Raw genomic sequence first — 24,344 nt, 5'->3', positions numbered from 1 at the left:
GCCTGCTTGAGCGTGATCCCTTCGTAGAACGGCATCACCATGTAGGCTGTGCCGTTGGCTTCCCAGAAGCGGTATACCTTGACCAGGGCCGGATGGTCGAACTGCGCCAGAATGCGCGCTTCGTTGACGAAACTGCGCAGGCCGATGGCAAAGGTCTCGGCCAGACGGTCCGACTGGACCGAGACGGTCAGCCCGTCAAGCCGCGCGGCGAGCGACGCCGGCATGTATTCCTTGAGTGCGATGTTGCGTCCGAGCGATTGATCGTGCGCGAGATAGACGATACCGAAACCACCGATGCCGATCAGCCCGGTAATCTCGAACTCGCCGATCTTGGTGCCGACCGACAAGGCGTTGCTCTCCTTGTCGACGGCTACTGCCGCTGCGGTTGCGGGCGACGCGGGAGCTGCCTTTGCAGGCAGGACCCAGGTCTTGTCGTGGTCTTCTTCTGAGGCAGGCATGAATCTCCCCGGTTTCACGGCTACGGACGCCAGCCGTGCATTCTGCCGCAGTTTTCTCGCCTGGCAAAGCCATTGCCGGAACGGCCAGGCGACCCGCAGCCGGCGCTGAGGCGCCAGACCCGGCCGAACAGGCGGCGCGTGTCAGCGCGCGGCAAGTCGGGCCCGTCAGTCAGATCTTCAGGCCACCGTCGAGTTCGATGACGGTTCCCGTCAGATAGTCGTTGGTCGCCGCAAAGACGACGGCGTCGGCCACCTGCTCGGGCGTGCCGAGCCGGCGCAGCGGAATTCGCGCCAGCCATTCGTCAAGGCGCTGCCGACTCATCGCCGCGTGCGTAGACGAAGTATCGATGAAGCCTGGCGCGATCGCCAGCGCGCGGATGCCCAGCGCGCCCAGTTCCTTCGCCCACGACAGCGCCAGCGCATTGCTGCCTGCCTTGGCGGCGGCATAAGCACTCTGGCCGGCATTGCCGCGCGCGGCGACCGAACTGATGTTGATGATCAGGCCGCGCGTACGGCGGCGGATCATCTGCTCGGCGACGCATGCTCCCATGACGAAGGCGGTGGTCAGATTGAGTCGCAGCGACTTCTCCCACAGCGCCAGCTCGTGCCGACCGCCTGCCCGGTCGAGCAGATTGAACAGCGGCGCACTGCAGATCCAGCCGGCGGCATTGACCAGGAGATCGATGCGTCCGTGCTCCTCGACGACCGTTGCGATGACGCTTGCCGCCTGTTCGGGGTCGGCGACATCGCACTTGCCGACCCTGATCCGCTCATTCGCCAGTTCGCCGAGCAGTTCCTCGTTGAGGTCGAGCGCCACCACCCGGCAACCGGCGTCGGCCAGAGTCAGGGCGATGCAGCGCCCGATGTTCTGGGCTGCCCCGGTCACCACCGCCACCGCACCGTCAAGCTTCATCGTCGAGCAATCCGCGCTGGCGAAGCTGGTCGACGACGGCGGCAACCGAGGTCATTTCGGCAATCTGGTCGGCCTCCAGCATGATCCGATAGTGTTCCTCGAGACTGATGATCAGTTCCATGTGCGCCAGCGAGTCCCAGGCCTCGGTGGTTTGCATCGATGTCGTCAGGTCGATCGCGCTGAGCGGGAGTTTGAGTGCGGCTGCGATCAGCCGGAAGAGTTCGTTGCTTGTCGTCATCGTGGCGAGCGTGGGTCAATGGCCGCGGGCAAGAATGTTGATCACCCGATCGACGATGCTGGCAGCGAGGTCAGGATACGTCGGCAGGCAAAGAACCTGCGCAGCCATTCGGGTCGCGACCGGCAGGTTGGCGGGCGTTGCCGAGGCAATTCCGCGATACATCGGGAGATTGCTGATCAAGGGATAGAAATAGCGTCGAACGTGGATGTGATTGCGCCGGAACACATCATAAAGCTGATCGCGGCTGAGTGGATAGTCGGCGCCGATCAGGATCGGGAAGTATCCGCCGTTTGGCGTGACACCATCGATCTGCGGCAGGCAGCGGATGCCTGGAATGTCGGCGATCGCCTGACGGTAGCGGCGATCGATGGCCAGGCGCGCGGCGATCGCCTGGTGAACGTACCTGATCTGCAACAGACCGAGCGCTGCCTGGAACTCGTTCATCTTGCCGTTGATCCCCGGTGCGACGACAGTCACCTCGTCGGCAAAGCCGAAGTTCTTCAGATAGTCGATCCGCTGCTTCAGTTTCGCATCATGGCAGACGATGGCGCCACCTTCGAAGGTGTTGAACACCTTGGTCGCATGAAAACTCAACACCGAGAGATCGCCCAGCGCGAGCAGCGAGCGCCCGGCGAGCGACACGCCGAAGGCATGTGCTGCGTCGTAAATCAGCTTCATGCCGTAGGTGTCGGCAATCTGTTGCAAGCGTTCGCCGGCGCAGGGATTGCCGTAGCAATGGACGGGCAGGATGGCAGTCGTGCGCGGGCTGATCGCCGCCTCGGCCTGTTCCTCGTCGAGGTTGCAGGTATCGCGCCGGATATCGACGAAAACCGGCTTGATGCCGTTCCAGAGCAGCGCGTGCGTCGTCGCCGCGAAAGTGTACGGGGTGGTGATCACCTCGCCGGTGATGCGCAGTGCCTGCAGTGCAGTGATCAGCGCCAGCGTGCCGTTGGCGAACAGACAGACATGCGGAACGCCCAGATACTCGCGCAAGGCCTCCTCGAATTGCTGGTGGAACGGGCCGCCATTGGTCAGCCGGCGGCTCTCCCAGATCTGCGCAAGGTAGGGCAGGAATTCCTCCAGCGGGGGAAGATACGGGCGAGTGAGGAAGGTCGTCGTGGCTTCGCTCTTGGTATCCATGGCGCGGCGTGCAACCGAAAAGGTGTATGGCCCTATTATGCACCGCCCAGCGCTCGTCGCGATCCTTGAATTAAGGCCGTATTGCTCGCCTTCGGGCGAGTGCTAGCGCGCCCCAGGCGCGAGCCGTCGAAAGCGCTCGATGATCGTCCGCGTAGCCAGCGACATGCGCTCGTCCAGCCGGTCGTCGCTGGCGCCGAGGAAATGCAGCGCACAGGCGTCGTCGCCGGCGCGCGGCTGTCCCGCCGCCTGCGCCAGGTAGACCTGGTGACAATTGGTCGCCGATTCGTGCGCGAAGAGGAAGCCAATCGACGCGGCGGTCAGGCCGGTTTCCTCGCCAAGTTCGCGCACTGCTGCCTGGGCGGGCGACTCTTCCGGGTTGATCCCGCCGCCGGGCAGCAGAACCAGTCCGCCGCGGTTCTCGACGAGCAGAATGCGGCGCTCGATCTCGACGATCACCGTGGCTCTTTGTCGTTTCATTCTCGTTCCCTTCCGGTTGTCGAACAGCGCGCCAGCAGGCACGCCCGCTGCCTGCGGCGGATTCTACCGCGCGTGCAGCGCCAACGCCGGTTGCCTGGCGAGACAATCCGCGTCGACCGGCGCGACACGTCAAGGGAGCCGCTTCCAGCGGTCGGTGCTCGGGCCAACGCATTGCGTTTGCTCGCCAGCTCGCCCAGCCAACGGGTGGCCAAGGAGAAAACACCATTCGGGCCAGCCCCCGCGCATGACCGCAAAAGAGCCCGTGCACGGCCGGCGATCCGGGCCGGGCAACGCTTGCCTGGGGCGGCCTGCCGGAGGTACAGTTCGCTTACCCAACTCTCCGAAACGGAATGTTGATTGGTGGCTGCCTGTCCAAAAATAACCGGGACCCAAAACGGGCCAACCGGTTTGCGGCACTGGACCCGGAACGGGTCGTAAGCACTTCTTCTGTGGAGAAAAAGCATGTCACTCGTCAACATGCGGCAGGCCGGAGCGAAAACGCTGGAAGCGGACACGCTGGGTGATTGGTTGACCGACGCCGCAGCCTGCGCCCGCGCGTTGGCCCTTTGGCATGCATCTTACGGCGCACACGGCCACCTTGCGCCGCACGCCTTTGTCGAGGAAGCGGAAGGGGGCGTGCATCTGCGCTCGCTCCCTGCCAGGCGGCAGGATGAGGCCGAACGCTGGCACTACCTCGCTCCCGAGCAGGTGGGACAGAAGCCTCCTTTCGAGTTCGCCAGCGATCTGTATTCCCTCGGTGTCATTCTGTACGAGTTGCTGAGCGGCCGGCCATTGTTCGACACCAGCGACCCGCTGGAGCTTTGCCATTGCCAGATGGCCGTGCAGCCGGCCGAGTTGCACGCCCTGTTGCCGCACTTGCCGCGCGTGCTGGGGCGCCTCGTGCATCGGTTGCTGGAGAAGTTGCCGGCCGCCCGCTACGCCAGCGCGGAAGGCCTGGGTCAGGATCTGGAGAAGTGCCTCGACCAATGGCACGCCAAGCACTGGATCGACGACTTCCCGCTCGACCTGGCCGAGCAGGGCCGGCAGTTCCGCATTCCCGATCGCCTGTATGGCCGCGAGACCGAACTGGCAACGCTGGCCGACATCTACGAACGCTCGGTGCGGGGAGAGATTGTGCTGTGCATGGTCGGCGGCTATTCGGGCGTCGGCAAGAGCGCGCTCGTGCGCGCACTGCGACCGTACGTGGTGGCCAACGCCGGCAGCCTGGTGGAGGGCAAATTCGACCAGTTCCACCGCGACCAGCCCTACTCGGCCCTGATCGAGGCGTTTCGCACCTTGCTTCGCCAGGTGTTGTCCAAGCCGCAGGACGAGCTGGCGCAGTGGCGCGCGCGGCTGGATGCGGTGCTCGGCGAAAACGCCAGTGTGGTGATCGACGTACTCCCCGAAATTGAACGCCTGATCGGCGCCAAGGCGCCAGCCGCCAAGCTGGTAGGCAACGCCGCCCAACAGCGGTTCAACACCGTGTTCTCGGTGTTGCTCAAGCAGTTCGCCAGCCGCGAGCACCCTCTCGTCCTGTTCCTCGATGACCCGCAATGGGCGGATTTTGCCTCGCTGGCGCTGATCAAGGCGTTTGTCAAGCAGGGCGTCGGCGCGCACCTGCTGATCGTGTCGGCGTTTCGCGACAACGAAGTCGGCGCCGGCCACCCGCTGCGGGAAATGGTCGACGAGTTGCGCAACGACGGCGATCAGATCGTCGAGATCACCATCGGGCCACTCGGCACGCCGCACGTGGCGCAGCTCATTCGCGACAGCTGTCTGGCGATCGACGATGCGGACGCGCTGGCCTCGCTGGTGGTCCGCAAGACCGAGGGCAACCCGTTCTATGTGCGCCAGTTCCTGCAGGCCATGCGCAAACAGGGCGATCTCTACTACGATGCGGCTGCCGGCACCTGGCGCTGGAAGCCCGAGGCGATCCGCCTGCATGATGCGGCCGACAACGTCGCCGAATTCATGCTGCAGCGCTTGTCACGCTTCTCGGCCGCAACACAGGAAGCGATGAAGGTCGGCGCGTGCATCGGCAAGCGCTTCGAGCTGGCGCTGCTGGCCGACGCGATGGCCGACACGGCGGGCGATGCCCTGGCCAGTCTGGCGCCGGCGGTGCAGGACGAGCTGCTGCTCCCGGTCGCCAACGACGATGCGCGGCGCGAATTCCAGTTCGTGCATGACCGCGTGCAGCAAGCCGCTTACTCGCTCAAAGGCGGCGCCGCGCCACAGGCGATCCATCTGGCGATCGGGCGCAGCTTGCGGCGGCAGATCGCCGACGACGCGATCGACAACGCCGTTTTCGTCATTGTCGACCAGTTCAACCATGCCCTCGCGCTGCTCGACGACAGCGAACGCGTTGCCGTGGCCAAGCTCAGCTACCGCGCTGCCGCACGCGCCAAGAGCTCGATGGCCTACAGCGCAGCAGCCCAGTACCTGGAGACGGGGTTGACCCTGTTGCCAGCCGAGGACGGGTGGCAAACGCATTATCCGCTGTGCTACGCGATGCACCTGCTGCTGGCCGAGGTTCTTTCGGTGCTCAACCGCGAGACGGCGTTTCAGGAAGTGGTGCAACGCACCCTGCAACAGGCGCGCGACCGTGCCGACCGGCTGGCGGTGCGCATCGTGCAGACCGCTCACCTTTGCCTGTCGAGCCGCATGCACGAGGGTTTGGCGGTCGGCCGCGCGGGCTTGGCGGAAGTGGGCATCCGGCTGCCCGGCCTGCGCGACGACGACGGGCTGGCACGCGCCTTCGAGCACGGGCTGGCCGACTTCCGCGCCAGGACTGCCGGGAACGACCTCGAGCAGTTGCTGTATTCGCTGCCCTACGCCAGTGACGATCTCAGCGAGAAGATCATGCGCCTGATCGGCGCCATGTGTGACGCGGCAACGAACACCAGCGTCCCGCTGCTCAACCTGCTCGCGGTGGTCGGCAGCAACCGCAGCCTGGAGTTCGGCAACACGCTGCTCTCGCCGCTGCTGTACACGCTGTTGGGGCAGGGCCTGGTGGTGCACCAGCGCGCCTATCGCGAGGCGCGCCAGCTCGCGCAAGTGGCGATGCGCCTGTCGGACGAAAAGCTGCCCGATCTGTGGACCTTCGGGCGCAGCCGCGTACACCAGTTGGCGTTCATCCTGCACTGGTCGCAGCACATCGAGGAGATCGTGCCGCAGCTCGAGGAGGCGCTGGCGATCGCCCGGCGCGCACATGATCCACTGTACGCCGGCTACTCGCTCACCATCATCACCTTCACCTTGTACTGCATGGGGCGCAGCACGAGCGACGTCCTCGCTGCCTACGCGCGGGCGGTCGACCACTGCCGCCCGTATGCGCTCGAGGTGATCATGGGTTTCACGCAGTGCTATGCTGCAGCCGCATCGGCATTGCAGGGGCAGACTGCCGCCCTCACCTCGCTCAGTGGCGAACACATGGACGAGCCGGCGTATTGTGCGCACTTTCACGACATGCCCCTGATCATCGGCTTTTACCTGGGGGCGCGCATCCCGCTGCTCGGCCTCGCCGGGGACTGGGAAGGCGTGCTCGAGGCCGCCGCCGACCCGAACCTGCGCGAGTTGGCGCCTTTCCCGCAACACGTCGTGGTGGCTTTCTGGCGCGGCATGGCCTGCGCCAATCTGCTCGCGGAGGCGGTCGACGAAACCCGGCGGACGTATCTGCAGCATTCCCTTGGCGAAACCTTCGACCTGCTCACCGGCATCAACGATCACGCCTCGCCTGCCAACGTCGCGCACCGCCTGGCCTTCCTGCGCGCGGAACTGGCCCGCTACGAGCCGCAGTCCGTCGCTTCGGTGGCCAGCCTCTACGAGCAGGCCGGACAACTGGCCGCGCGCGCTGGCTATCGGCTCGAGCAGGCCTACGCATACGAACGACTGGCGCATTGGCTGGAAACGCAACCGGAAGCCCGCGAAACGCAGCAAGTCGCGCTGCGCCGGGCGCGTGCGCTGTACGATCGGGTGGGTGCGCGCGTCCTGGCGGAGCGCGTCGAGCAGCGCTTGGCGGTGCATGGTGGCGACCGTGAGACGGCCGATGGCGAGACGCTCGACTACGCGGAGATGCTGGCCGTCCTGCGCGCAGTGCAGGCGATCAGCGCCGAGACGGATCTGCCGCGACTGCTGCTGCAATTGATGAAACTGATCATCGATGTCTCCGGCGCCGAGCGCGGAGCAATCGCGCTGCGCAGCGGCGACCAGGCGAACGTTGAACTCTCGCACCACATCGCCACTGGCGGACTACCGCAGTCACTGCTGCGCTACGTGATGAATTCCGGCGAAGCGATGGGGCTCGATCGCCCAGGCGGCCACCGCGAGGACGGCACATGCAGCGAATTCGACGAGGACCCCTACTTCGCCGAGACCCGCCCGGCCAGCGTTCTATGCCACGCAATCGGGCGGCGCCCACCGCTGAACCGGGCGCTGTACCTCGAACATCGGACCTTACCGGGCGTATTCACCGCCAAGCGCAAGCGTCTCGTGGAGTGGCTGGCCGCCCAGGCCGCCATCTCGATCGACAACGCGCAGCTCTACGGCAACCTCGAGCACGAGGTGGCCCGGCGCACGCTGGCGCTGACCGAGGCCAACGCCCGCCTGCGCGAGCAACAGATCGAGCTGGCGCAGGCCAAAGAGGAAGCCGAGTCGGCCAACCGCGCCAAGAGCGTGTTCCTGGCCAACATGAGCCACGAGCTGCGCACGCCGCTGAACGCGATTCTCGGCTTTTCCGACCTGCTGGCGCGCTCGGGCGAAACCAGCAGCGAGCAGCGCGACAAGTTGGCGATCATCAACCGCAGCGGCGAGCACCTGCTGCAAATGATCAACGACGTGCTGGACCTGTCCAAGATCGACGCGGGCCGAGTCGAACTGGAGCCGGAAGCGTTTGACCTGCCCGCGCTGCTGCACGACATCGGTCGCATGTTCGAGCTACAGGCGAAGGCCGCCGGGCTGACCTTCGAGCTGGATCTAGAGCCGGAGCTGGCCCGCTACGTCAACGCCGACGCCGGCAAGCTGCGCCAGGTGCTCATCAACCTGCTCGGCAACGCCGCCAAGTTCACGCGCGAGGGCGGCTTCGCCCTGCGCGCGCGCGCGCTACGCGTGCCGGACGATTCGCGCCTGGCCTTGCTGCAACTGGACATCGAGGACAGCGGTCCGGGTATCGCTGCGGAACACCGGAAGCACATCTTCGACCCGTTCGCTCAGGTGCGGGCGAACAGCGCCGGCGCCAAGGGCACCGGCCTCGGGCTGGCGATCGCGAAATCGTTCGCCGAGCTGATGGGCGGCCGCATCGTGGTCGACAGCGTCCCTGGCCAAGGTTCCCTGTTCCGCGTCGAAGCGCCGGTTCCGCTGGCGAGCGCCGAGCAGGTGCGCGGCACGCCCGCCCGCCCGCCGGTAATCGGGCTGGCGGCGGGCCAGCCGGCTTGGCGGGTGCTGGTCGTCGAGGACAACCCGGAAAACCGGCTGCTGCTGGTCAGCTTGCTGGCGCGCGCCGGCTTCGACGTGCGGCAGGCAGCCGACGGCGTGGAAGCCATCGAGCGGTTTCGCGAGTGGCGGCCCCACTTCATCTGGATGGACATGCGCATGCCGGTGATGGACGGCTACGAAGCGACGCGGCGCATCCGTGCTCTTTCCGGCGGAAGCAGAGTCAGGATCGTGGCCCTCACTGCCAGCGCCTTCCGCGAGCAGCGCGGCGAGGTCTTGCGGGCCGGCTGCGACGAGGTAATGCACAAACCGTACCGGGCGGGCAATATTTTTGATGCGATGGCCAGGTGGCTCGGAGCACGTTACGAACACCAGGCGCCGACCGCGCACGCGCCAGCGCCCGACGGTGCGATGGCCGGGCCGGTGCTGCGGGCAAGCCTCGCCACTTTGCCGGCAGCGGCGCGAGCCAGGCTGGCGGAAGCGGCCGAGCTCCTCGACGCCGCACAATTCAAACGCGAACTGGGCGATCTGGCGGACCAATATGCCGCCGCGGCGAGCGCGCTCGGCTCGCTCGTCGACGAGTTCCGGTTCGACCAGATTCTCGCCTTGCTCGCTGATGGAACTGACCAACACGATGGCTGACTCCCCGGCAGTTGGCCGAAGTCAGCCCGCCGCATTCGGCGCGCTTCCCCGGAGATGCAAGACTTCACATGGCGCGCAGTTTCGTCAGGTCCGGATCCGCGCTCGTGGGGTGGCTCGCGTCACCAAGAGCCCGGGCCGCACGCTCCGTCAGTAGCCGCCGCCAGTCCGCGATCGGGTTCGGGTGGATGCCGGACCGCTTCGACGATCCGCTGATCGACCGGTCTGACAGTGCTGCCGGCAGCAGATTCGGTCGGGTCGTCAACCGGCGCGCTGAGCATGCCCTGCGCCTCGATGAAGGCGATGATCTCGCGCAGGCCTTCGCCGGTTTTCATGTTGCTGAAGACGAAAGGGCGTCCGGCGCGCATCCGCCGGCTGTCGTCCGCCATGGCTTCGAGCGAAGCGCCGACGAGCGGTGCCAGATCGGTCTTGTTGATTACCAGCAGGTCCGACCTGGTGATACCGGGTCCGCCCTTGCGCGGAATCTTGTCGCCGGCGGCAACGTCGATGACGTAGATCGTCAGGTCGGAAAGTTCGGGGCTGAACGTCGCGGCAAGATTATCGCCGCCCGATTCGACGAAGACCACCTGCAGGTCGGGAAAGGCGGTGGTCAGACGGGAAACGGCTTCCAGGTTGATTGACGCGTCCTCGCGGATCGCGGTGTGCGGACAACCGCCGGTCTCGACACCGAGAATTCTTGCTTGCGGCAGCGCCGCGTGGCGGACGAGGAACCTGGCGTCTTCGGCGGTATAGATGTCGTTCGTGACGACGCCGAGACTGTACTTGTCGCGCAGGGCGATGCAGAGCGACAGGGTGAGCGCGGTCTTGCCGGAGCCGACCGGGCCGCCGATGCCGACGCGCAGGGCAGAGTGTCTGATCATGGGGCAATGCTTTCGTGTATCAGGAGCGGAAGAGGCGCGAATATTGGGTTTCGTGCGCACAGCAGGCAAGCGCAAAGGCGGGAGCATAGTTGCTCCACATCGCCTCGGGCAGCTCGAGCGCCTGCTCGGCAAGGGGCGGAATGCGCTCGCCGAGGGAGAGGAGGATGCGCTGGCCGGCAGCCTGACCGAGCGGCACCGTCTTCAGCGCAGCCATGACCTGGTTTTCGCACCACGACCAGAGGTAGGCGGTGACCGATTCCGCCGGAGGAATTGCCCAGAGCGCGGCAGCCAGTGCCCAAGCAGTGGGAAAGGCGACTTCGGGCAGTGCCTCGAAAGCCGCCGGCAGAGGCACACCCTCTACCTCGCGTAGCAGGCAACGCAATGAATAGCCCATCTGCAGCGTCTCGGCGCGCAGCTCGGCTGTTTCTCGGCTGGCGATGAAGTCCGCATTGAGGCGCTCGACCCGTTCATGCGCGCGCGCCGCCCAGGCCTGCTGCAGGCAGACCAGCAGCGGCGCTTCGTAAAGGCAGACGCAGTGCTCGAGCAGGGCGCCGACCCAGGCCAAGGTGCCGGCCTCGTCCGCCACCCGACCCGTGTCGACCGCCCACTCCAGACCTTGCGAGTAGGCGTAGGCGCCCACCGGCAAGGTCGGGCTGGCGAGCTGCAGCAGGCGCGGCAAGGCCCGGTTCACCACGCCAGCCGCCCATTCCGCATGCCGCGCGCGACGGAAGAAGAACGCGTCCGGCCCTTCATTTGAACTCGTGAATCCGCGCCGTCGACCGCGGCTCATCGCCGAGTTCAGCGGATGCATCGGCGGCAACATCCAGTGCTCCGCCCTGCGCCGGGTGATGGCCATGCGCATGCGCATGCCGATGGGCATACGGCTGCCGCGTGCCGTGTGCACCTGTCCCATACGCGCCGCCCTCGGGGTCGAATGGTGCCTCGACCGGGTACACCGCGCAACCGAGCCCGCCGAGCATTTCGGCAAGCACATGGTCGGGTTGCAGGCGCAGCAGCGCTTCGCCGAGTTGCACCGGTACATGCCGATTGCCGAGATGGTAGGCGGCGCGCATGAGTTGCAGCGCGTCGACAGCGCGGACTTCGAGCAAAGTCTCGCGCGCCGCCTCGACTTCGACGATGCGGCCATTGCCGGTGAGCAGGCGATCGCCGCCGCGCAGCACGGTGCCGGGGGGCAAGGCGTAGCCCATTTCCTCGCCACTGACGAGCGTGACGCGTTGGCGGCTCTTGCGGCGCGCCTCGTACGGCAAACGCAAGCGGTCGGCGGGGCCGCGCGTGTCGTCGGCAGGGGCGAAAGATTCGGCGAACAACATGGCGGCTCGTCTCAGAACAGGAAATAGCGCTGCGCCAGCGGCAAGACGCTGGCTGGCTGACAAACCAGCAGTTCGCCGTCGGCGCGCACGGCGTAGGTTTCCGGGTCGACTTCCATTTTCGGCGTGGCCGAGTTGTGCCGCATATCCGCCTTGCCGATGCCGCGCGTCCGGTGCACGGCGACCAGCGGCTTGCGCAGACGCAAGGCGGCGGTTGCCGGATGGTCGAGTGCGGCCTGCGAGACGAAGGTGACCGAGGTCTCCAGAGCGCCGCCAAAGGCGCCGAACATCGGCCGGTAGTGCACCGGCTGCGGCGTCGGGATCGAGGCATTCGCGTCGCCCATGGCCGCCGCAGCGATCATCCCGCCTTTGATCACCAGCGACGGCTTGACGCCGAAAAAGGCGGGCTTCCAGAGGACCAGATCGGCCAGCTTGCCGACTTCGAGCGAGCCGACGAGATGGCTGATGCCGTGCGTTATCGCTGGATTGATCGTGTACTTGGCGAGGTAGCGCTTGACCCGGAAATTGTCGCCGACCGTTGCCGTAGCGTCGCCTGCCCCCGCCGCCGGCAAAGGGCCTCGCTGGACCTTCATCTTGTGCGCCGTCTGCCAGGTCCGGAGGATCACCTCGCCGACCCGCCCCATCGCCTGCGAATCGGACGACATCATCGACAGCGCGCCGAGGTCGTGCAGAATGTCCTCGGCGGCAATCGTCTCGCGCCGGATGCGGCTTTCGGCGAAGGCGACATCCTCGGCAATCGCCGGGTCAAGATGGTGGCAGACCATCAGCATGTCGAGGTGCTCGTCTACCGTATTGACCGTATATGGCCGCGTTGGATTGGTCGACGACGGCAGGACGTAAGCTTCGCCGACGGCGCGCAGGATGTCGGGTGCGTGCCCGCCGCCGGCGCCTTCGGTGTGAAAAGTGTGAATCGTACGTTCCTTGCATGCCGCCAGCGTCGTTTCGACGAAGCTCGCTTCGTTCAGTGTGTCGCTGTGGATCGCCACCTGCACGTCCATCTCGTCGGCGACCGACAGGCAGTTGTCGATCGCCGTCGGCGTCGTTCCCCAGTCCTCATGCAGTTTGAGCCCGATCGCTCCGGCGCGCACCTGTTCGCGCAAGGGTTCCGGCAGCGAGACGTTGCCCTTGCCGAAGAAGCCGAGGTTCATTGGAAAAGCGTCGGCAGCCTGCAGCATGCGCTGAATATGCCATGCTCCAGGCGTGCACGTCGTCGCGCAGGTCCCCGTCGCCGGACCCGTGCCGCCACCAAGCATGGTCGTGATGCCCGACATCAGCGCTTCTTCGATCTGCTGCGGGCAGATGAAATGGATGTGGCTGTCGATACCGCCGGCTGTGACGATCATACCCTCGCCGGCGATGATCTCGGTGCCACCGCCGATATGGATCGTCACGCCGGGCTGGATATCGGCGTTGCCTGCCTTGCCGATGGCCGCGATATAGCCCCCCTTGAGCGCGATGTCGGCTTTGACGATTCCCCAGTGGTCGACGATCAGCGCATTGGTAATCACCGTGTCGGCCACCTCGTCGGCCGTCCTCTGGCCCTGGCCCATTCCGTCGCGGATGACTTTGCCGCCGCCGAACTTGACTTCCTCGCCATAGACGGTGAAATCGCGCTCGACGGTGATCCACAGATCGGTATCGGCAAGGCGCACGCGGTCGCCCACCGTCGGGCCGAACATCTCGGCGTAGGCTTGCCGCGAGAGACGCAGGCTCATGCCAGTTTCCCCATCACCAGGCCATTGAAACCATAGACGCGCCGGTCGCCGGCCAGGGCAACCAGTTGCACCTCGCGCGTCTGGCCGGGCTCGAAGCGGACTGCCGTACCGGCAGCAATGTCAAGCCGAAAACCGAGCGCCGCAGCGCGGTCGAAAGCGAGCGCGGCGTTCGTTTCGGCGAAGTGGAAGTGTGAACCGACCTGGATCGGCCGGTCGCCGGTGTTGGCGACGCCGAGGCGGATCGTTGGCCGGCCGGCGTTGAGCTCGATCTCGCCGGCCTCGACCTGTAGTTCTCCGGGAATCATTCCTGCTCTCCTGATGGACTGAAAAGGCGATCGTCAAATGATCGGATGGTGGACGGTGACCAGCTTCGTCCCGTCCGGAAAGCTTGCTTCGACCTGGATGTCATGGATCATGTCGGCCACGCCCTCCATGACATCGTCGCGCGTCAGCAGCGTCGTGCCGTAGCTCATCAGTTCGGCCACCGTCCGCCCGTCGCGCGCGCCCTCGACGATCGCCGCGCTGATCAGCGCGACGGACTCCGGATAGTTGAGTTTGAGGCCGCGCGCGCGCCGCCGTTCGGCGAGCAGCGCCGCAGTGAACAGCAGCAGCTTGTCCTTCTCTCTTGGCGTCAGTTCCATGCATCCTCCTCGATCAGCTTCAGGTGTTCCAGATTCGTGGCGGCACGGCCGCCCGACCCAGCGCCAAAGGGCGCAGCGCCCGCCAAACGGCGCCCAGCCAGGCACGCGCCGCTTCGCTGCCCGGCGCCAGGCAACGCGCCACAAGCAGTTCGGGCAGAGCGCTGGCGCCACAGAATACTCCGCCACCGGCGTCGACGGCGCGGCAGGCGGCCAGCCACTCGGGCTCGATCACCCGCCCGGCAAGGAGCAGCGTCGCGCTGACCGGCAAACCGGCCAGGCCGGCCGCCGCCTGCATCCAGGGCGAACCGCCGGGCAAGCGGGCGCGCTCCAGCCAGAGCGGTCGCCCCGCTTTTTCGATGCGGGTCGTCAGCTCGAGCATTCCGCCAGCAAAGCGCTCGCCGGCCGCCGTCCGCCCGAGGCAGAGGATTTCCCAGCCGCAAAACACGCCGCCAGCGGCCAGCTCGACCTGCGTCTGCAGGCAGGCGTCGGCTCCGGCAAAGACGATGGTTTCCTGCGGCAACCATTCGACTTCCGCCCCCTCGCCGACGCGCACGGCGAGCGTCTGAGCAGCCCGCCGGCCGCCCGAACGGTACCACTTGCCGGCGCCCGGCGTCGTCAGCAGAACGCGCGCCGCCGGCGCGGCCTCGAGCTCGATGTGCAGCGCGTCGCCGCCGGCGATGCCGCCTGGCGGATGGAGAACGATCACCTGACAAACCTCGGGTCCTTCCGGATAGAGCGCTTTCTGCACGCGCAGCGGACCTTCGTGTCGGCAACGGACGAGCGTGCTACGCCCGGCCCGGCAGGCAAAGCCGAGATCGAGCCTGGCCTGCCAGCCGGGTCGCGCGCTTTCTTCAGCCGCGCGCCTGGCCGCCTCGCTCAAACCGCCAGGGTCGCCAGCACCCCGTCCTTTTCCATATCCTCACCGCGCCCACGCAGAACGATTTCGCCCCGCTCCATGACCAGGTACTGGTCGGCCAGCGAACGGGCAAAGTCATAGTATTGCTCGACGAGCAGAATGGCCATCTCGCCGCCCTCTGCCAGGGCGCGGATCGCCCGCTCGATGTCCTTGATGATCGACGGCTGGATGCCCTCGGTGGGTTCGTCAAGGATCAACAGTCGGGGCCCCATGGCCAGTGCCCGGCCAATGGCAAGCTGCTGTTGCTGCCCGCCCGAGAGGTCGCCGCCCCGCCGACGCAGCATCTGCCGCAAGACCGGAAACATCTCGAAGATGCGCTCGGGTACCGGCGCCTTGCCGGAACACGTCGCCAGCCCCATCAGGAGGTTTTCCTGCACCGTCAGGCGCGGGAAGATTTCCCGGCCCTGCGGCACGTAGCCGATGCCGGCCTGTACCCGCTGGTGCGGCGCCGCGTGCGTCAGATCGCGACCAGCGAACTCGACGACGCCGCTTCTCACCGGCAGCAGGCCCATCAGCGACTTGAGCAGCGTCGACTTGCCGACGCCGTTGCGCCCGAGGATCGCCGTCACCTTGCCCGCTTCGGCGGTGAAACTGAGATCTCGCAGGATGTGGCTGCCGCCGTAGTACTGGTTCAGGTTGCTGATTTTCAACATCGCTCGACTAACGCCCCAGATAGACTTCGATCACCCGCGGGTCGGCCTGGACTTCCTCCAGCCGTCCCTCGGCGAGCACGCTACCTTCGTGCAGCACGCTGACCTTGCCGCCGAGCTGGCGGACGAAAGCCATGTCGTGTTCGACGACAACCAGCGAATGGCGGCCGGCCAGGGAGAGGAAGAGCTCGCCGGTGCGCTCGCTTTCTTCGTCGGTCATCCCGGCGACCGGTTCGTCGAGCAGCAGGAGTTTCGGCTCCTGCATCAGCAGCATGCCGATTTCCAGCCACTGCTTCTCGCCGTGCGAAAGCAGACCGGCCGGGCGGGCGGCGTGTGCGCTCAGACGGATCAAGCCGAGCGTCTCGGCAATACGGTCGCTGGCGGCCGAATCGAGCACGGCAAACAGGCTGCGCCAGACGCGCTTGTCGGTCTTCATCGCCAGTTCGAGGTTCTCGAACACCGTGTGGTTCTCGAAGATGGTCGGCTTCTGAAATTTGCGCCCGATGCCGATGTGCGCTATTTCAGGCTCGCTCAGCCGCGTCAGGTCGATCGTCTGACCAAAGAATATCGTTCCCTCGTCGGGCCGCGTCTTGCCGGTGATGACGTCCATCATCGTCGTCTTGCCGGCCCCATTCGGTCCGATGATGCAGCGCAGCTCGCCGCTGTCGATGGTGAGCGACAGTTTGTTGAGGGCACGAAAGCCGTCGAAACTGACCGTAATGTCCTCGAGATAGAGGATGACCTTGTGCGACAGGTCGAGCTGGCCGGGCTTCAGAACATGGCCCAGCTCTGCCGTGCCGCTGTCCCAGTCGGGATTGTCGTTGGCGGGCAGGGCAAGCGCGCTCATGACGGCCGCGCTCCGCTCGCCGCGCCGACTGTCGGATTGCCCGGCGGGCGCTGCCGGCCGGCGCGCAGGCGCGCGTACAGACCGATCACGCCTTGCGGCAGATAAAGCGTCGCGACGATGAACAGCGTACCCAGAAAGAACAACCAGTACTCGGGAAAGCTGACGGTAAACCAGCTTTTCGCCAGGTTGACCAGGAACGCACCGAGGACCGGCCCAATCAGCGTGCCGCGTCCTCCGACCGCGACCCAGATGGCGATCTCGATCGAATTGGCAACCGACATTTCCGACGGATTGATGATTCCTACCTGCGGCACGTAAAGCGCCCCGGCAAGCGCGCAGAGCAGCGCCGACAGCGTCCAGACGAAGAGCTTGTACCACAGCGGATCGTAGCCGATGAACATGACGCGCGCCTCGGCATCGCGAATCGCCGTCAGTACGCGACCGAACCTTGAGGTGACCAGATAGCGGGCGAGCAGCAAGGTGGCGACGAGCGCCAGCGCGGAGAGCGCGAAAAGCACGACGCGCGTCTCCGGCGCGGTAATCGAAAAGCCGAGAATGCGCTTGAAATCGGTGAAGCCGTTGTTGCCGCCGAAACCGGTTTCGTTGCGGAAGAAAAGCAGCATCGAGGCGTAGGTCAGGGCCTGCGTGATGATCGAAAAATAGACGCCCTTGATGCGCGAGCGGAAAGCGAAGTAGCCGAAGATGAAGGCAATCAGCGCCGGTACGACGAGAACCAGCAGGGCGACCCAGAGGATGCTGTCGCTGCCCAGCCAGAACCAGGGCAGTTCCGGCCAGTCGAGGAAGACCATGAAGTCCGGCAGGTCGCTCTGGTAGCTGCCGTCACGTCCGATCTGCCGCATCAGGTACATGCCGAAAGCGTAGCCACCGAGGGCAAAGAAGAGGCCATGACCAAGCGAAAGAATTCCGCCGTAGCCCCAGATGAGGTCCATGGCGACGGCGACGATGGCGTAGCACAGGATCTTGCCGGTCAGCGTGATGAAGTACGTAGACAGGTGCAGTGGGCTCTCGGGCGGCACGACGAGGTGCATGACCGGTACCGCGATCAGGGCAAAAGCGAGGAACAACCCGGCCATCTGCCAGCCGCGCACGCCGAAGGCGCACGCCAGACGGACGATGAAGGGCTGCCGGGGAAGCGATGGGCGCACGATCGTTCTCCTTGCGTCACGCGTCGACGAAACGGCCCTTGAGGGCAAACAGACCCTGTGGGCGCTTCTGAATGAAGATGATGATCAGGACGAGGACAATGATCTTGGCGACTACCGCACCTGTCCAGCCTTCCAGAAACTTGGTGAACACGCCCAGGCCGAGAGCTGCCCAGACGGCACCGGCGAGTTGTCCGACGCCGCCGAGAACGACGACCATGAACGAGTCGACGATATAGCCCTGGCCCATGTCGGGGCCGACATTGGCGATCTGCGATAAGGCTACTCCGCCGAGCCCGGCAATTCCAGCACCGAGGCCAAAGGCCAGCGTATCGACGCGGCCAGTCGGTACACCCACGCAGCCGGCCATCGCGCGATTCTGCGTCACGGCACGAACAAACATGCCGAGACGCGAGAGGTTCAGCATCGCCCACACGGCGGTCAGTACGGCGATCGAGAAAGCGATGATCATGATGCGATTCCAGGGTAGCAGCAGATTCGGCAGAACTTCGATTCCGCCAGCCATCCACACCGGATTGGCCACCTCGACGTTCTGCGCGCCAAAAAGCGTGCGGGCCACCTGCATCAGGAAGAGCGAGATTCCCCACGTGGCGAGCAGCGTTTCGAGCGGCCGACCGTAGAGGTGGCGGATGACGACACGTTCCATCAGGACACCGACGAGTGCCGCCGCGAGGAAACCGGTCGGAATCGCCGCCAGCAGATACCAGTCGAGCAGATCGGGCAGATGGGCGCGGAAAACGCTTTGCGTCGCCCACGCCGCGTAGGCGCCCACCATCAGCAGTTCGCCGTGTGCCATATTGATGACGCCCATCACGCCGTAGGTGATGGCCAGGCCGAGCGCCGCCAGCAGCAGAATCGAACCGAGAGACAGCCCGGTAAAGGCGCGCGTCAGATTGTCGGCCCAGGCCAGACGCTGTTCGATGGCGCGCAGCGAGGTCCTGGCAGCCGCACGCACTGCGCTGTCGGCCTCGACCCAGGTCTCGGTGCGCTTCTCGGTCAAGGGCAGCAGCAACTGCCGCACTTTCGGATCGCTGCTTTCGCCGAGCGCCACGACGGCGCCGAGACGGATGGCCGGGTCGTCGGACCCCAGGCTGGCCTGCGCGTGGGCGAGGCGCAAGCGGTTCCTGATCGCCGGATCGGTCTCGCCGGCCAGGGCCTTGTCGAGCAATGGCAGCATCTTCGCGTCGGCGCTTGCAGCTACTTCCTGCACCGCCTGCCAGCGCACTTCGCGCTCGCTCGAGAACAGGCGCAGCGCGGCGAGCGCGGCCGCCAATTCACGCCGCACCCGGTTGTTGATCGAAATCGGTTCGCGTTCTGCTGGCGGCGGAGCGATTTCGCGGTTGCTCGCCGCGTCGAACACGCGCTCCCCGTCGACGCGCACAATGCGCTCGCCGGCCACCGCCAGAGACTCTTCGGCCAAGGCCGTGAGCACCGGCAGGGCTGCTTCGGGGGCCGCCTGCGCCAGAGCAGCGATCGCCGCGATCCGCTTCTCGGAATCGTCGACCGCGAGCGGCGCGAGCAGCGCCGGATCGATCGCTGCGCAGAGCGACGAGACGCAAAATAGCCAGCCGCCGAGCAGTAAGCCAAACTTGCGCATACTTTCTCCATTGCGCCGCGGGCGGCAAGCCGCCCGCGGCGCCAGACCAGAACAGGAAGCCGAACGATTACTTGCCTTCCGGCTCGCCCTTCTTCGTATCGTTACCCGGAATATAGGGGCTCCACGGGGCTGCCTTGACCGGTCCCGGCGTCTTCCAGACGACGTTGAACTGTCCGTCTGCCTTGATTTCCCCGATGAACACCGGCTTGTGCAAATGGTGGTTTTTCTCGTCCATCTTGATCGTGAAGCCGGACGGTGCCTTGAACGTCTGTCCGCCCATCGCCGCGATCACCTTGTCGACGTCCGTCGACTTGGCCTTCTCGACGGCCTGTTTCCACATGTAGATGCCGACATAGGTCGCTTCCATCGGATCGTTGGTCACCACCTTGGCGGCATTCGGCAGCTTTTGCTTGACCGCCCAGCTCTTGTACAGCTTGGTGAACTTCTCGTTCTCCGGGTTCTTGAGCGACATGAAGTAGTTCCACGACGCCAGGTGGCCGACCAGCGGCTTCGTGTCGACCCCGCGCAGTTCCTCCTCGCCGACCGAGAAGGCAACCACCGGTACATCGGTCGCCTTCAGACCGGCGTTGCCGAGCTCCTTGTAAAATGGCACATTGGAGTCGCCGTTGATGGTCGACACGACCGCCGTCTTCTTGCCCTCGCCAGCAAACTTCTTGATCTTGGCGATGATCGTCTGGTAATCGCTGTGGCCGAAAGGCGTGTATTCCTCCATGATGTCGGCTTCGGCGACCCCCTTCGACTTCAGAAACGCGCGCAGAATCTTGTTCGTCGTGCGCGGATAGACGTAGTCCGTGCCGAGCAGGACGAACCGCCTGGCTTCGCCGCCGTCCTTGCTCATCAGGTACTCGACAGCCGGAATTGCCTGCTGGTTTGGCGCTGCGCCGGTGTAGAAGACGTTGCGCTCGAGCTCTTCACCTTCGTACTGCACCGGATAGAACAGCAGACCGTTGAGCTCCTTGTAAACCGGGAGAACCGACTTGCGCGAGACCGAAGTCCAGCAGCCGAAAGTCACCGCTACCTTGTCCTTGCTCAGCAACTGACGCGCTTTTTCGGCGAACAGCGGCCAGTTCGATGCCGGATCGACGACCACCGGCTCAAGCTTCCGACCGAGCACGCCGCCCTTGGCGTTGATCTCGTCGATCGCCATCAGAACGGTCTCCTTGAGCGCCGTCTCGGAGATCGCCATCGTCCCCGACAGCGAATGCAGAACGCCTACTTTGATCGTCTCGGCGGCCCGCACGCCGAACGAGGTCAAGGCAAATGCAGCCGACACGGCGAGTGCCGGAAGCGTCTTCACAAAATTGCGACGTACCATCTGAAAACTCTCCTCGAAGGTTGATAAACGGGAAGCAATATTCCGCCGAGAAGATCAAAGCAAGCACCGTGCCATGCCCAGAGAAAGGGAGAAACTCGCGCCGCATCATAGACTTGCGTCCAGCCAGGCAGAGCCTCCGGAAGCCGTCGCGAGGGTAGCGCGAGCGCGTCGCACAAGAGCAGTGCGCACGCACCGGGCGAGCACCAACACTGGACATGCGGTGCCTCGGGAGGGTGGCCAGACGAAGCGGCGAAAACCGGAAAATCAGACGCTGGAACAAGGGCGCCATGGGTGCACCAGGCTCGCGCTTGAAAACCATCAGACCTTGCGTTCGGCGATCAGCGGAAATGGGCATGCCCGGCAAGCTGCTCGGATCAGAATGTCCCACTCGGCGAGGGACGGATGTCCTTCCCGCCGGGACTCGACAGACGGCATGACATGCCCGGTCAGGGTGACACCTCTGGCATGGGTGGTGCGGCTCGCCTGGACGACGCGATGGGTGCCTTTCCAGGTCACGCTTCTTGCCCGCGCCAGCATCGTCTCGGCATCGGTGAGCCTGGCGCCGCTGCCGTCAGGCCGGTTTCCTCGCCAGGTTCGCGACCTGCCGCCTGGACGAGCGACTCATTCGGGCTGATTCTGCCGCTGGGCAGCGTCCGCCGCTGGGCAGTGACGGGCGTGGCTGGCGTATGCCGACTACGGCAGAGCTTACCGCGCCCGTGGCGCCAGCGCTGCTCGCCTGGCGACACACTCGGCGTCGGCCGGTGCGAGTCACCCGATGAGGCAGCCGTCCGCTGCCGCTCGTCGGGCGCAGGCTCGCTGCAGCAGCGACAAATTGGCACTAAAGCCTGGCCGCGCCCCAGCCGTTATTAAGCGAAACCTGCACCAGTAGTGGTGGTGGCGGTTTCGAATCACCGAGCTTGGCGGGACGGCGTGGCGGGGGGTGGTCACGTAGCGCGGCGGACTCGGGCGCTTGCCCTGCCCATTTCCCAACCCCAATCCAAGGAGAGACCGTATGCCCGTCGCAGCCCGTACCACGACTTTCACCCGCTTCCTCACCATCGCCAGCTTTGCTGGCGTGCTTGCGGGCTTCACCTTACCGGCCGTGGCAGTGGAGGAGACGCCGCAAAGCATCGCTGGCGGGACCATGGTCGATGCCGCGAAAACCATGGAAATCATGAGCAAGGGCGGTGTCGTCCTGGATAATCGCGTTGCCGCCGAATACGCCGAGAAACACATCAAGGGCGCGATCAACGTCGTCTATAAGGAAACCCACCCCAAGGTCGCCAAGGTCGCGCCGGAGGACACCTTCGATCTCGGCAAACTCCCTGCCGACAAGTCCAAACCGATGGTCTTCTACTGCAATGGCTCGCCCCGCTGGAAAGGCTACAAAGCGGCGAGCGCCGCCATCAAGGCCGGCTATAAGTCTGTGTACTGGTTCCGCGACGGTCTGCCCGCCTGGGTGGCAGCAAAGTTCCCGACGGAGTGATCCGCGGACGTGCGCAGGCACGCCGGGTCGTCGCCGAGCAAGCAACGATTCGTCTGACGGGCGAGATCACGCCTGCCGAATCCGTGAACTGGACGCCCGACGCGTGCCGGACTGCGCCCTGGTGGCGCCGTGCCGGCAGCGCGGTCGGTCGGTATCACCAACGGTCGTTTGACCGCAGCGGGATGAGATGACGATGCAAAGCATCAAGACAAGAGTAGTGGCGGCCGGCGCGATGGGGCTGTTGATCGTCGTCGTCCTGGGCGTGGTGGGCGTGTTCGGAATTCGCAACGGCCTCGACATTCTCGAGACGGTATTTGAGCATCACGTTGAGCCCGCCGGGCAGATTCAGGAAATTGAGCGCAACCTGAAGGAAATTCGCTTCCGAATTGCGGCCGTGTTGCTCGATCACATGCCGACCGTTGGCTCGCGCAATCACCTGCGTGAAGCGCGCACGACGATCGACGAGCGCTGGCAGGCATTCAAGGCGACCGTCGCCGCGCACGACATGCAGGCCGACCAGGCGACCGGCAAGCTGCTGGAACGGATCGACCAGCCAATGGCTGCGCTGCCGGCCTTCCTGGACAAGGTGGACGGCGCCTACGCCAATGACGACAAGAAGCTGCTTGCCTCCTTGCTGGAAGACGAATGGCCGGTCTTTCATGCCAATCTGATCAAGCCGCTCGGCGAGTTGCTGCCGCTCCAGCAGGCGGCGATCAAGCGCATTTTCGAGGAGAACCGCCAGGTCGGCGCACGTCTGCTGGCACTCGCCTTTGGCGCGACGGCGACCGGTGTTGTCCTCATGCTCGCCTTGGCTTTCGTTCTCTTGCGCGTCGCGCGGCGCATCGATGTCGGCGTACGTTCGATTCAGACCTCACTCGCCGAGGTCGCGCAAGGACGGCTGAGCGTTGCGCAGAAAGACAAGCACCTGGAGAGAAACGACGAGTTTGGTCAGATGAACCAGCATCTGCAAACCGCGGTCGGCAAACTGGCCGAGGTGACGAGCGGCGTCAGCCGCCTGGCCGACCAGGTCGCCGCCACCGCCAACGACCTGCTGGGCCGGATGTCGACCGTGATGGAGCGGGGAAGTGCACGCAATGACGCCATGTTGCACGTTGGCCAGGCGGCCGGGGAGATCAGTACCTCGAGCCGCGAGGTGGCAGAGTTCGCCGCCGTTTCAGAAGTGGCGGCGACCCATAACGAGGAGGCGGCACTGGCCGGTAGCAACGACATGGCCAAGGGTCTGGAAATCACCCGCGAGGTCGTAGACGTTGCTCGCGAGTCGGCGACTACCGTCGAACGGCTGCACGGCTCGATTCAGGAAATCGGTAAAATTGCCATCGTGATCAAGGAGATCGCCGATCAGACCAACCTCCTCGCCTTGAATGCGGCGATCGAAGCGGCGCGCGCCGGCGAAGCCGGCCGCGGCTTTGCCGTGGTCGCCGACGAGGTCCGCAAGCTGGCCGAAAGAACGGCGCTGAGTACGAATGAAATCAGTCGTGTAATCACCAGCATCCGGCAGGAGACCGAGGCCACGGTGGTCGCCATGCAGAAGGTGTCGCAACGTGTTGACGAGGCGGCGAACTACAACCAGTCGACAGGCCGGACCCTGGCCGGGATCGTCTCCGGCGCGCAGGAGTCTACCCGGCAGGTGCGCCAGATCGCCGCCCGGATGCACGCGCAATCGACGGCAACCGCCGAGATGTCCCGCCGCATCGCCGAGATCGCCGCGCTTTCCGAAAGCAATGCCGGCAGCATTCGCGAAGCGGTCGGAGCGACGCGGGAAATGTCGACCGTTGCCGGGCGCCTGCACGAGCTGGTGAGCTATTTTCGTGCCTGATCATCTGCCGGGTCGGCCTGCGGCGTGGTGGGCGCTGCTGCCGCGGCCCAGCGCTGCCGACCGCTGAAGGAGTCTGCCGCATGCCGACCTCGCTGAATACACTGCAGGCTGACCTCACGACGCTCGCCGTCGATGCCATCGTCAATGCCGCCAATTCGTCGCTGCTCGGCGGGAGTGGCGTCGATGGCGCGATCCACCGGGCAGCCGGACCAGGCCTGCTCGACGAGTGCCGCCGCCTCGGCGGCTGCCCGACCGGCGAGGCGAGGTTGACGCGCGGTCATCGCCTGCCGGCGACCTACGTCATCCATACCGTCGGCCCGGTCTGGCGCGGCGGGGCGAGCGGCGAAGCCGAACTGCTCGCTGCCTGCTATCGAAATTCACTCGCTCTGGCGGCGGCGCACAGCTTGTCCACGATCGCTTTCCCGAGCATCAGCACGGGCATTTTCGGCTATCCGGTCGAGTCGGCGGCAGCGCTCGCCGTGGCCACGGTACGCGCCGCGGCGCCGGCCTGCCCGACACTGCGCGAGGTCATCTTCTGCTGCTTCTCGGCGAGCGATCTGCGCGTCTACCAGAGCTTGCTGGGCGAGCGCTGAGGCGCACCGGCGGCGGATCG

Annotated in this window: 21 protein-coding genes and 2 pseudogenes; 4 read left to right on the top strand and 19 right to left on the bottom strand. The window is 65.4% G+C overall.

Features of this window, described 5'->3' with window-relative positions:
* The 5 genes from RKP46_RS11865 to RKP46_RS11845 form a co-directional block, all read right to left on the bottom strand.
* A partial coding sequence (locus tag RKP46_RS11865) for a protein kinase domain-containing protein (protein ID WP_409194137.1) occupies window positions 1-458 on the bottom strand: 458 nt, incomplete at its 3' end.
* A 169-nt stretch (window positions 459-627) separates the two neighbouring features.
* Complete coding sequence (locus RKP46_RS11860) at window positions 628-1,371, bottom strand: SDR family oxidoreductase (protein ID WP_311106826.1); 744 nt, start codon at window positions 1,369-1,371, stop codon at window positions 628-630.
* Entirely contained in the window at window positions 1,361-1,609 is a 249-nt protein-coding gene (locus RKP46_RS11855) for an acyl carrier protein (protein ID WP_300333381.1), read from the bottom strand. The genes RKP46_RS11860 and RKP46_RS11855 overlap by 11 nt, the downstream gene beginning before the upstream one ends.
* Window positions 1,610-1,624: 15 nt before the next feature.
* Complete coding sequence (locus tag RKP46_RS11850; protein WP_311106825.1) at window positions 1,625-2,749, bottom strand: DegT/DnrJ/EryC1/StrS family aminotransferase; 1,125 nt, start codon at window positions 2,747-2,749, stop codon at window positions 1,625-1,627.
* Between the two features lie 102 nt (window positions 2,750-2,851).
* On the bottom strand, window positions 2,852-3,226 hold the full coding sequence (locus RKP46_RS11845) for an NUDIX domain-containing protein (RefSeq protein WP_311106824.1): 375 nt from the start codon (window positions 3,224-3,226) through the stop codon (window positions 2,852-2,854).
* 462 nt (window positions 3,227-3,688) lie between these two features.
* Between RKP46_RS11845 and RKP46_RS11840 the strand changes: the two genes are divergently transcribed.
* A complete protein-coding gene (locus tag RKP46_RS11840; protein ID WP_311106823.1) occupies window positions 3,689-9,295 on the top strand; it encodes an AAA family ATPase in 5,607 nt (1,868 codons plus the stop codon).
* Between the two features lie 70 nt (window positions 9,296-9,365).
* Here RKP46_RS11840 and RKP46_RS20220 read toward each other — a convergent pair.
* The 14 genes and pseudogenes from RKP46_RS20220 to RKP46_RS20215 form a co-directional block, all read right to left on the bottom strand.
* Window positions 9,366-9,482, bottom strand: a pseudogene (locus RKP46_RS20220) (IS3 family transposase); the annotation flags it as partial.
* 79 nt (window positions 9,483-9,561) lie between these two features.
* Window positions 9,562-10,173: pseudogene (ureG, locus tag RKP46_RS11835) on the bottom strand (urease accessory protein UreG); the annotation flags it as partial.
* 19 nt (window positions 10,174-10,192) lie between these two features.
* Complete coding sequence (locus RKP46_RS11830) at window positions 10,193-10,864, bottom strand: urease accessory UreF family protein (protein ID WP_311106828.1); 672 nt, start codon at window positions 10,862-10,864, stop codon at window positions 10,193-10,195.
* Between the two features lie 58 nt (window positions 10,865-10,922).
* Window positions 10,923-11,504, bottom strand: coding sequence for an urease accessory protein UreE (ureE, locus tag RKP46_RS11825; RefSeq protein WP_300333391.1), 582 nt, complete (start codon window positions 11,502-11,504; stop codon window positions 10,923-10,925).
* Between the two features lie 11 nt (window positions 11,505-11,515).
* Window positions 11,516-13,237 carry an urease subunit alpha gene (ureC, locus tag RKP46_RS11820; protein WP_311106822.1) on the bottom strand — a complete coding sequence of 574 codons (1,722 nt, stop codon included), beginning with the start codon at window positions 13,235-13,237 and terminating at the stop codon, window positions 11,516-11,518.
* Window positions 13,234-13,542, bottom strand: a complete 309-nt coding sequence (locus tag RKP46_RS11815) for an urease subunit beta (protein WP_311106821.1) — start codon at window positions 13,540-13,542, stop codon at window positions 13,234-13,236. Before RKP46_RS11815 ends, ureC begins: the two co-directional genes overlap by 4 nt.
* 33 nt (window positions 13,543-13,575) lie before the next feature.
* On the bottom strand, window positions 13,576-13,878 hold the full coding sequence (locus RKP46_RS11810; protein ID WP_311106820.1) for an urease subunit gamma: 303 nt from the start codon (window positions 13,876-13,878) through the stop codon (window positions 13,576-13,578).
* Between the two features lie 19 nt (window positions 13,879-13,897).
* Window positions 13,898-14,758: an urease accessory protein UreD gene (locus RKP46_RS11805; protein WP_311106819.1), complete on the bottom strand. Its 861-nt coding sequence runs from the start codon at window positions 14,756-14,758 to the stop codon at window positions 13,898-13,900.
* A complete protein-coding gene (gene urtE, locus RKP46_RS11800) occupies window positions 14,755-15,447 on the bottom strand; it encodes an urea ABC transporter ATP-binding subunit UrtE (protein ID WP_311106818.1) in 693 nt (230 codons plus the stop codon). The genes RKP46_RS11805 and urtE overlap by 4 nt, the downstream gene beginning before the upstream one ends.
* Before the next feature lie 7 nt (window positions 15,448-15,454).
* On the bottom strand, window positions 15,455-16,291 hold the full coding sequence (gene urtD, locus RKP46_RS11795) for an urea ABC transporter ATP-binding protein UrtD (protein WP_300333404.1): 837 nt from the start codon (window positions 16,289-16,291) through the stop codon (window positions 15,455-15,457).
* Entirely contained in the window at window positions 16,288-17,385 is a 1,098-nt protein-coding gene (gene urtC / locus RKP46_RS11790; protein ID WP_311106827.1) for an urea ABC transporter permease subunit UrtC, read from the bottom strand. The genes urtD and urtC overlap by 4 nt, the downstream gene beginning before the upstream one ends.
* An 88-nt stretch (window positions 17,386-17,473) precedes the next feature.
* The gene (gene urtB, locus RKP46_RS11785) at window positions 17,474-19,072 is read right to left on the bottom strand and encodes an urea ABC transporter permease subunit UrtB (RefSeq protein WP_311106817.1); all 1,599 of its coding nucleotides are present in this window, start codon (window positions 19,070-19,072) and stop codon (window positions 17,474-17,476) included.
* A gap of 67 nt (window positions 19,073-19,139) precedes the next feature.
* Window positions 19,140-20,408: an urea ABC transporter substrate-binding protein gene (gene urtA, locus RKP46_RS11780; protein ID WP_300333410.1), complete on the bottom strand. Its 1,269-nt coding sequence runs from the start codon at window positions 20,406-20,408 to the stop codon at window positions 19,140-19,142.
* Window positions 20,409-20,920: 512 nt separating this feature from the next.
* Window positions 20,921-21,154 (bottom strand): NUDIX domain-containing protein, encoded by a 234-nt coding sequence (locus RKP46_RS20215; protein WP_409194136.1) that lies wholly within the window; start codon window positions 21,152-21,154, stop codon window positions 20,921-20,923.
* Between the two features lie 266 nt (window positions 21,155-21,420).
* Between RKP46_RS20215 and RKP46_RS11775 the strand changes: the two genes are divergently transcribed.
* From RKP46_RS11775 to RKP46_RS11765, 3 genes are all read left to right on the top strand, one after another.
* Entirely contained in the window at window positions 21,421-21,894 is a 474-nt protein-coding gene (locus RKP46_RS11775; protein WP_311106816.1) for a rhodanese-like domain-containing protein, read from the top strand.
* A gap of 193 nt (window positions 21,895-22,087) precedes the next feature.
* Window positions 22,088-23,731: a methyl-accepting chemotaxis protein gene (locus RKP46_RS11770; protein ID WP_311106815.1), complete on the top strand. Its 1,644-nt coding sequence runs from the start codon at window positions 22,088-22,090 to the stop codon at window positions 23,729-23,731.
* An 80-nt stretch (window positions 23,732-23,811) separates the two neighbouring features.
* Window positions 23,812-24,324, top strand: a complete 513-nt coding sequence (locus RKP46_RS11765; RefSeq protein ID WP_311106814.1) for an O-acetyl-ADP-ribose deacetylase — start codon at window positions 23,812-23,814, stop codon at window positions 24,322-24,324.
* Window positions 24,325-24,344: the final 20 nt, after the last annotated feature.

Source organism: Accumulibacter sp. (genome assembly GCF_031732815.1).
GTDB lineage: Bacteria > Pseudomonadota > Gammaproteobacteria > Burkholderiales > Rhodocyclaceae > Accumulibacter.
This window is presented reverse-complemented; position numbering and strand designations above follow the sequence as displayed.

Excerpts from the sequence above, each read along its gene's own strand:
- RKP46_RS11860 (WP_311106826.1), bottom strand. The coding sequence starts at position 1,371 with ATGAAGCTTGACGGTGCGGTGGCGGTGGTGACCGGGGCAGCCCAGAAC.
- RKP46_RS11770 (WP_311106815.1), top strand. The coding sequence starts at position 22,088 with ATGCAAAGCATCAAGACAAGAGTAGTGGCGGCCGGCGCGATGGGGCTG.
- RKP46_RS11850 (WP_311106825.1), bottom strand. The coding sequence starts at position 2,749 with ATGGATACCAAGAGCGAAGCCACGACGACCTTCCTCACTCGCCCGTAT.
- urtC (WP_311106827.1), bottom strand. The coding sequence starts at position 17,385 with ATGGCCGGGTTGTTCCTCGCTTTTGCCCTGATCGCGGTACCGGTCATG.
- RKP46_RS11855 (WP_300333381.1), bottom strand. The coding sequence starts at position 1,609 with ATGACGACAAGCAACGAACTCTTCCGGCTGATCGCAGCCGCACTCAAA.
- RKP46_RS11765 (WP_311106814.1), top strand. The coding sequence starts at position 23,812 with ATGCCGACCTCGCTGAATACACTGCAGGCTGACCTCACGACGCTCGCC.
- urtA (WP_300333410.1), bottom strand. The coding sequence starts at position 20,408 with ATGGTACGTCGCAATTTTGTGAAGACGCTTCCGGCACTCGCCGTGTCG.
- urtB (WP_311106817.1), bottom strand. The coding sequence starts at position 19,072 with ATGCGCAAGTTTGGCTTACTGCTCGGCGGCTGGCTATTTTGCGTCTCG.
- RKP46_RS11815 (WP_311106821.1), bottom strand. The coding sequence starts at position 13,542 with ATGATTCCCGGAGAACTACAGGTCGAGGCCGGCGAGATCGAGCTCAAC.
- ureE (WP_300333391.1), bottom strand. The coding sequence starts at position 11,504 with ATGTTGTTCGCCGAATCTTTCGCCCCTGCCGACGACACGCGCGGCCCC.
- RKP46_RS11775 (WP_311106816.1), top strand. The coding sequence starts at position 21,421 with ATGCCCGTCGCAGCCCGTACCACGACTTTCACCCGCTTCCTCACCATC.
- RKP46_RS11840 (WP_311106823.1), top strand. The coding sequence starts at position 3,689 with ATGTCACTCGTCAACATGCGGCAGGCCGGAGCGAAAACGCTGGAAGCG.
- RKP46_RS11845 (WP_311106824.1), bottom strand. The coding sequence starts at position 3,226 with ATGAAACGACAAAGAGCCACGGTGATCGTCGAGATCGAGCGCCGCATT.
- RKP46_RS11810 (WP_311106820.1), bottom strand. The coding sequence starts at position 13,878 with ATGGAACTGACGCCAAGAGAGAAGGACAAGCTGCTGCTGTTCACTGCG.
- ureC (WP_311106822.1), bottom strand. The coding sequence starts at position 13,237 with ATGAGCCTGCGTCTCTCGCGGCAAGCCTACGCCGAGATGTTCGGCCCG.
- urtD (WP_300333404.1), bottom strand. The coding sequence starts at position 16,291 with ATGAGCGCGCTTGCCCTGCCCGCCAACGACAATCCCGACTGGGACAGC.
- urtE (WP_311106818.1), bottom strand. The coding sequence starts at position 15,447 with ATGTTGAAAATCAGCAACCTGAACCAGTACTACGGCGGCAGCCACATC.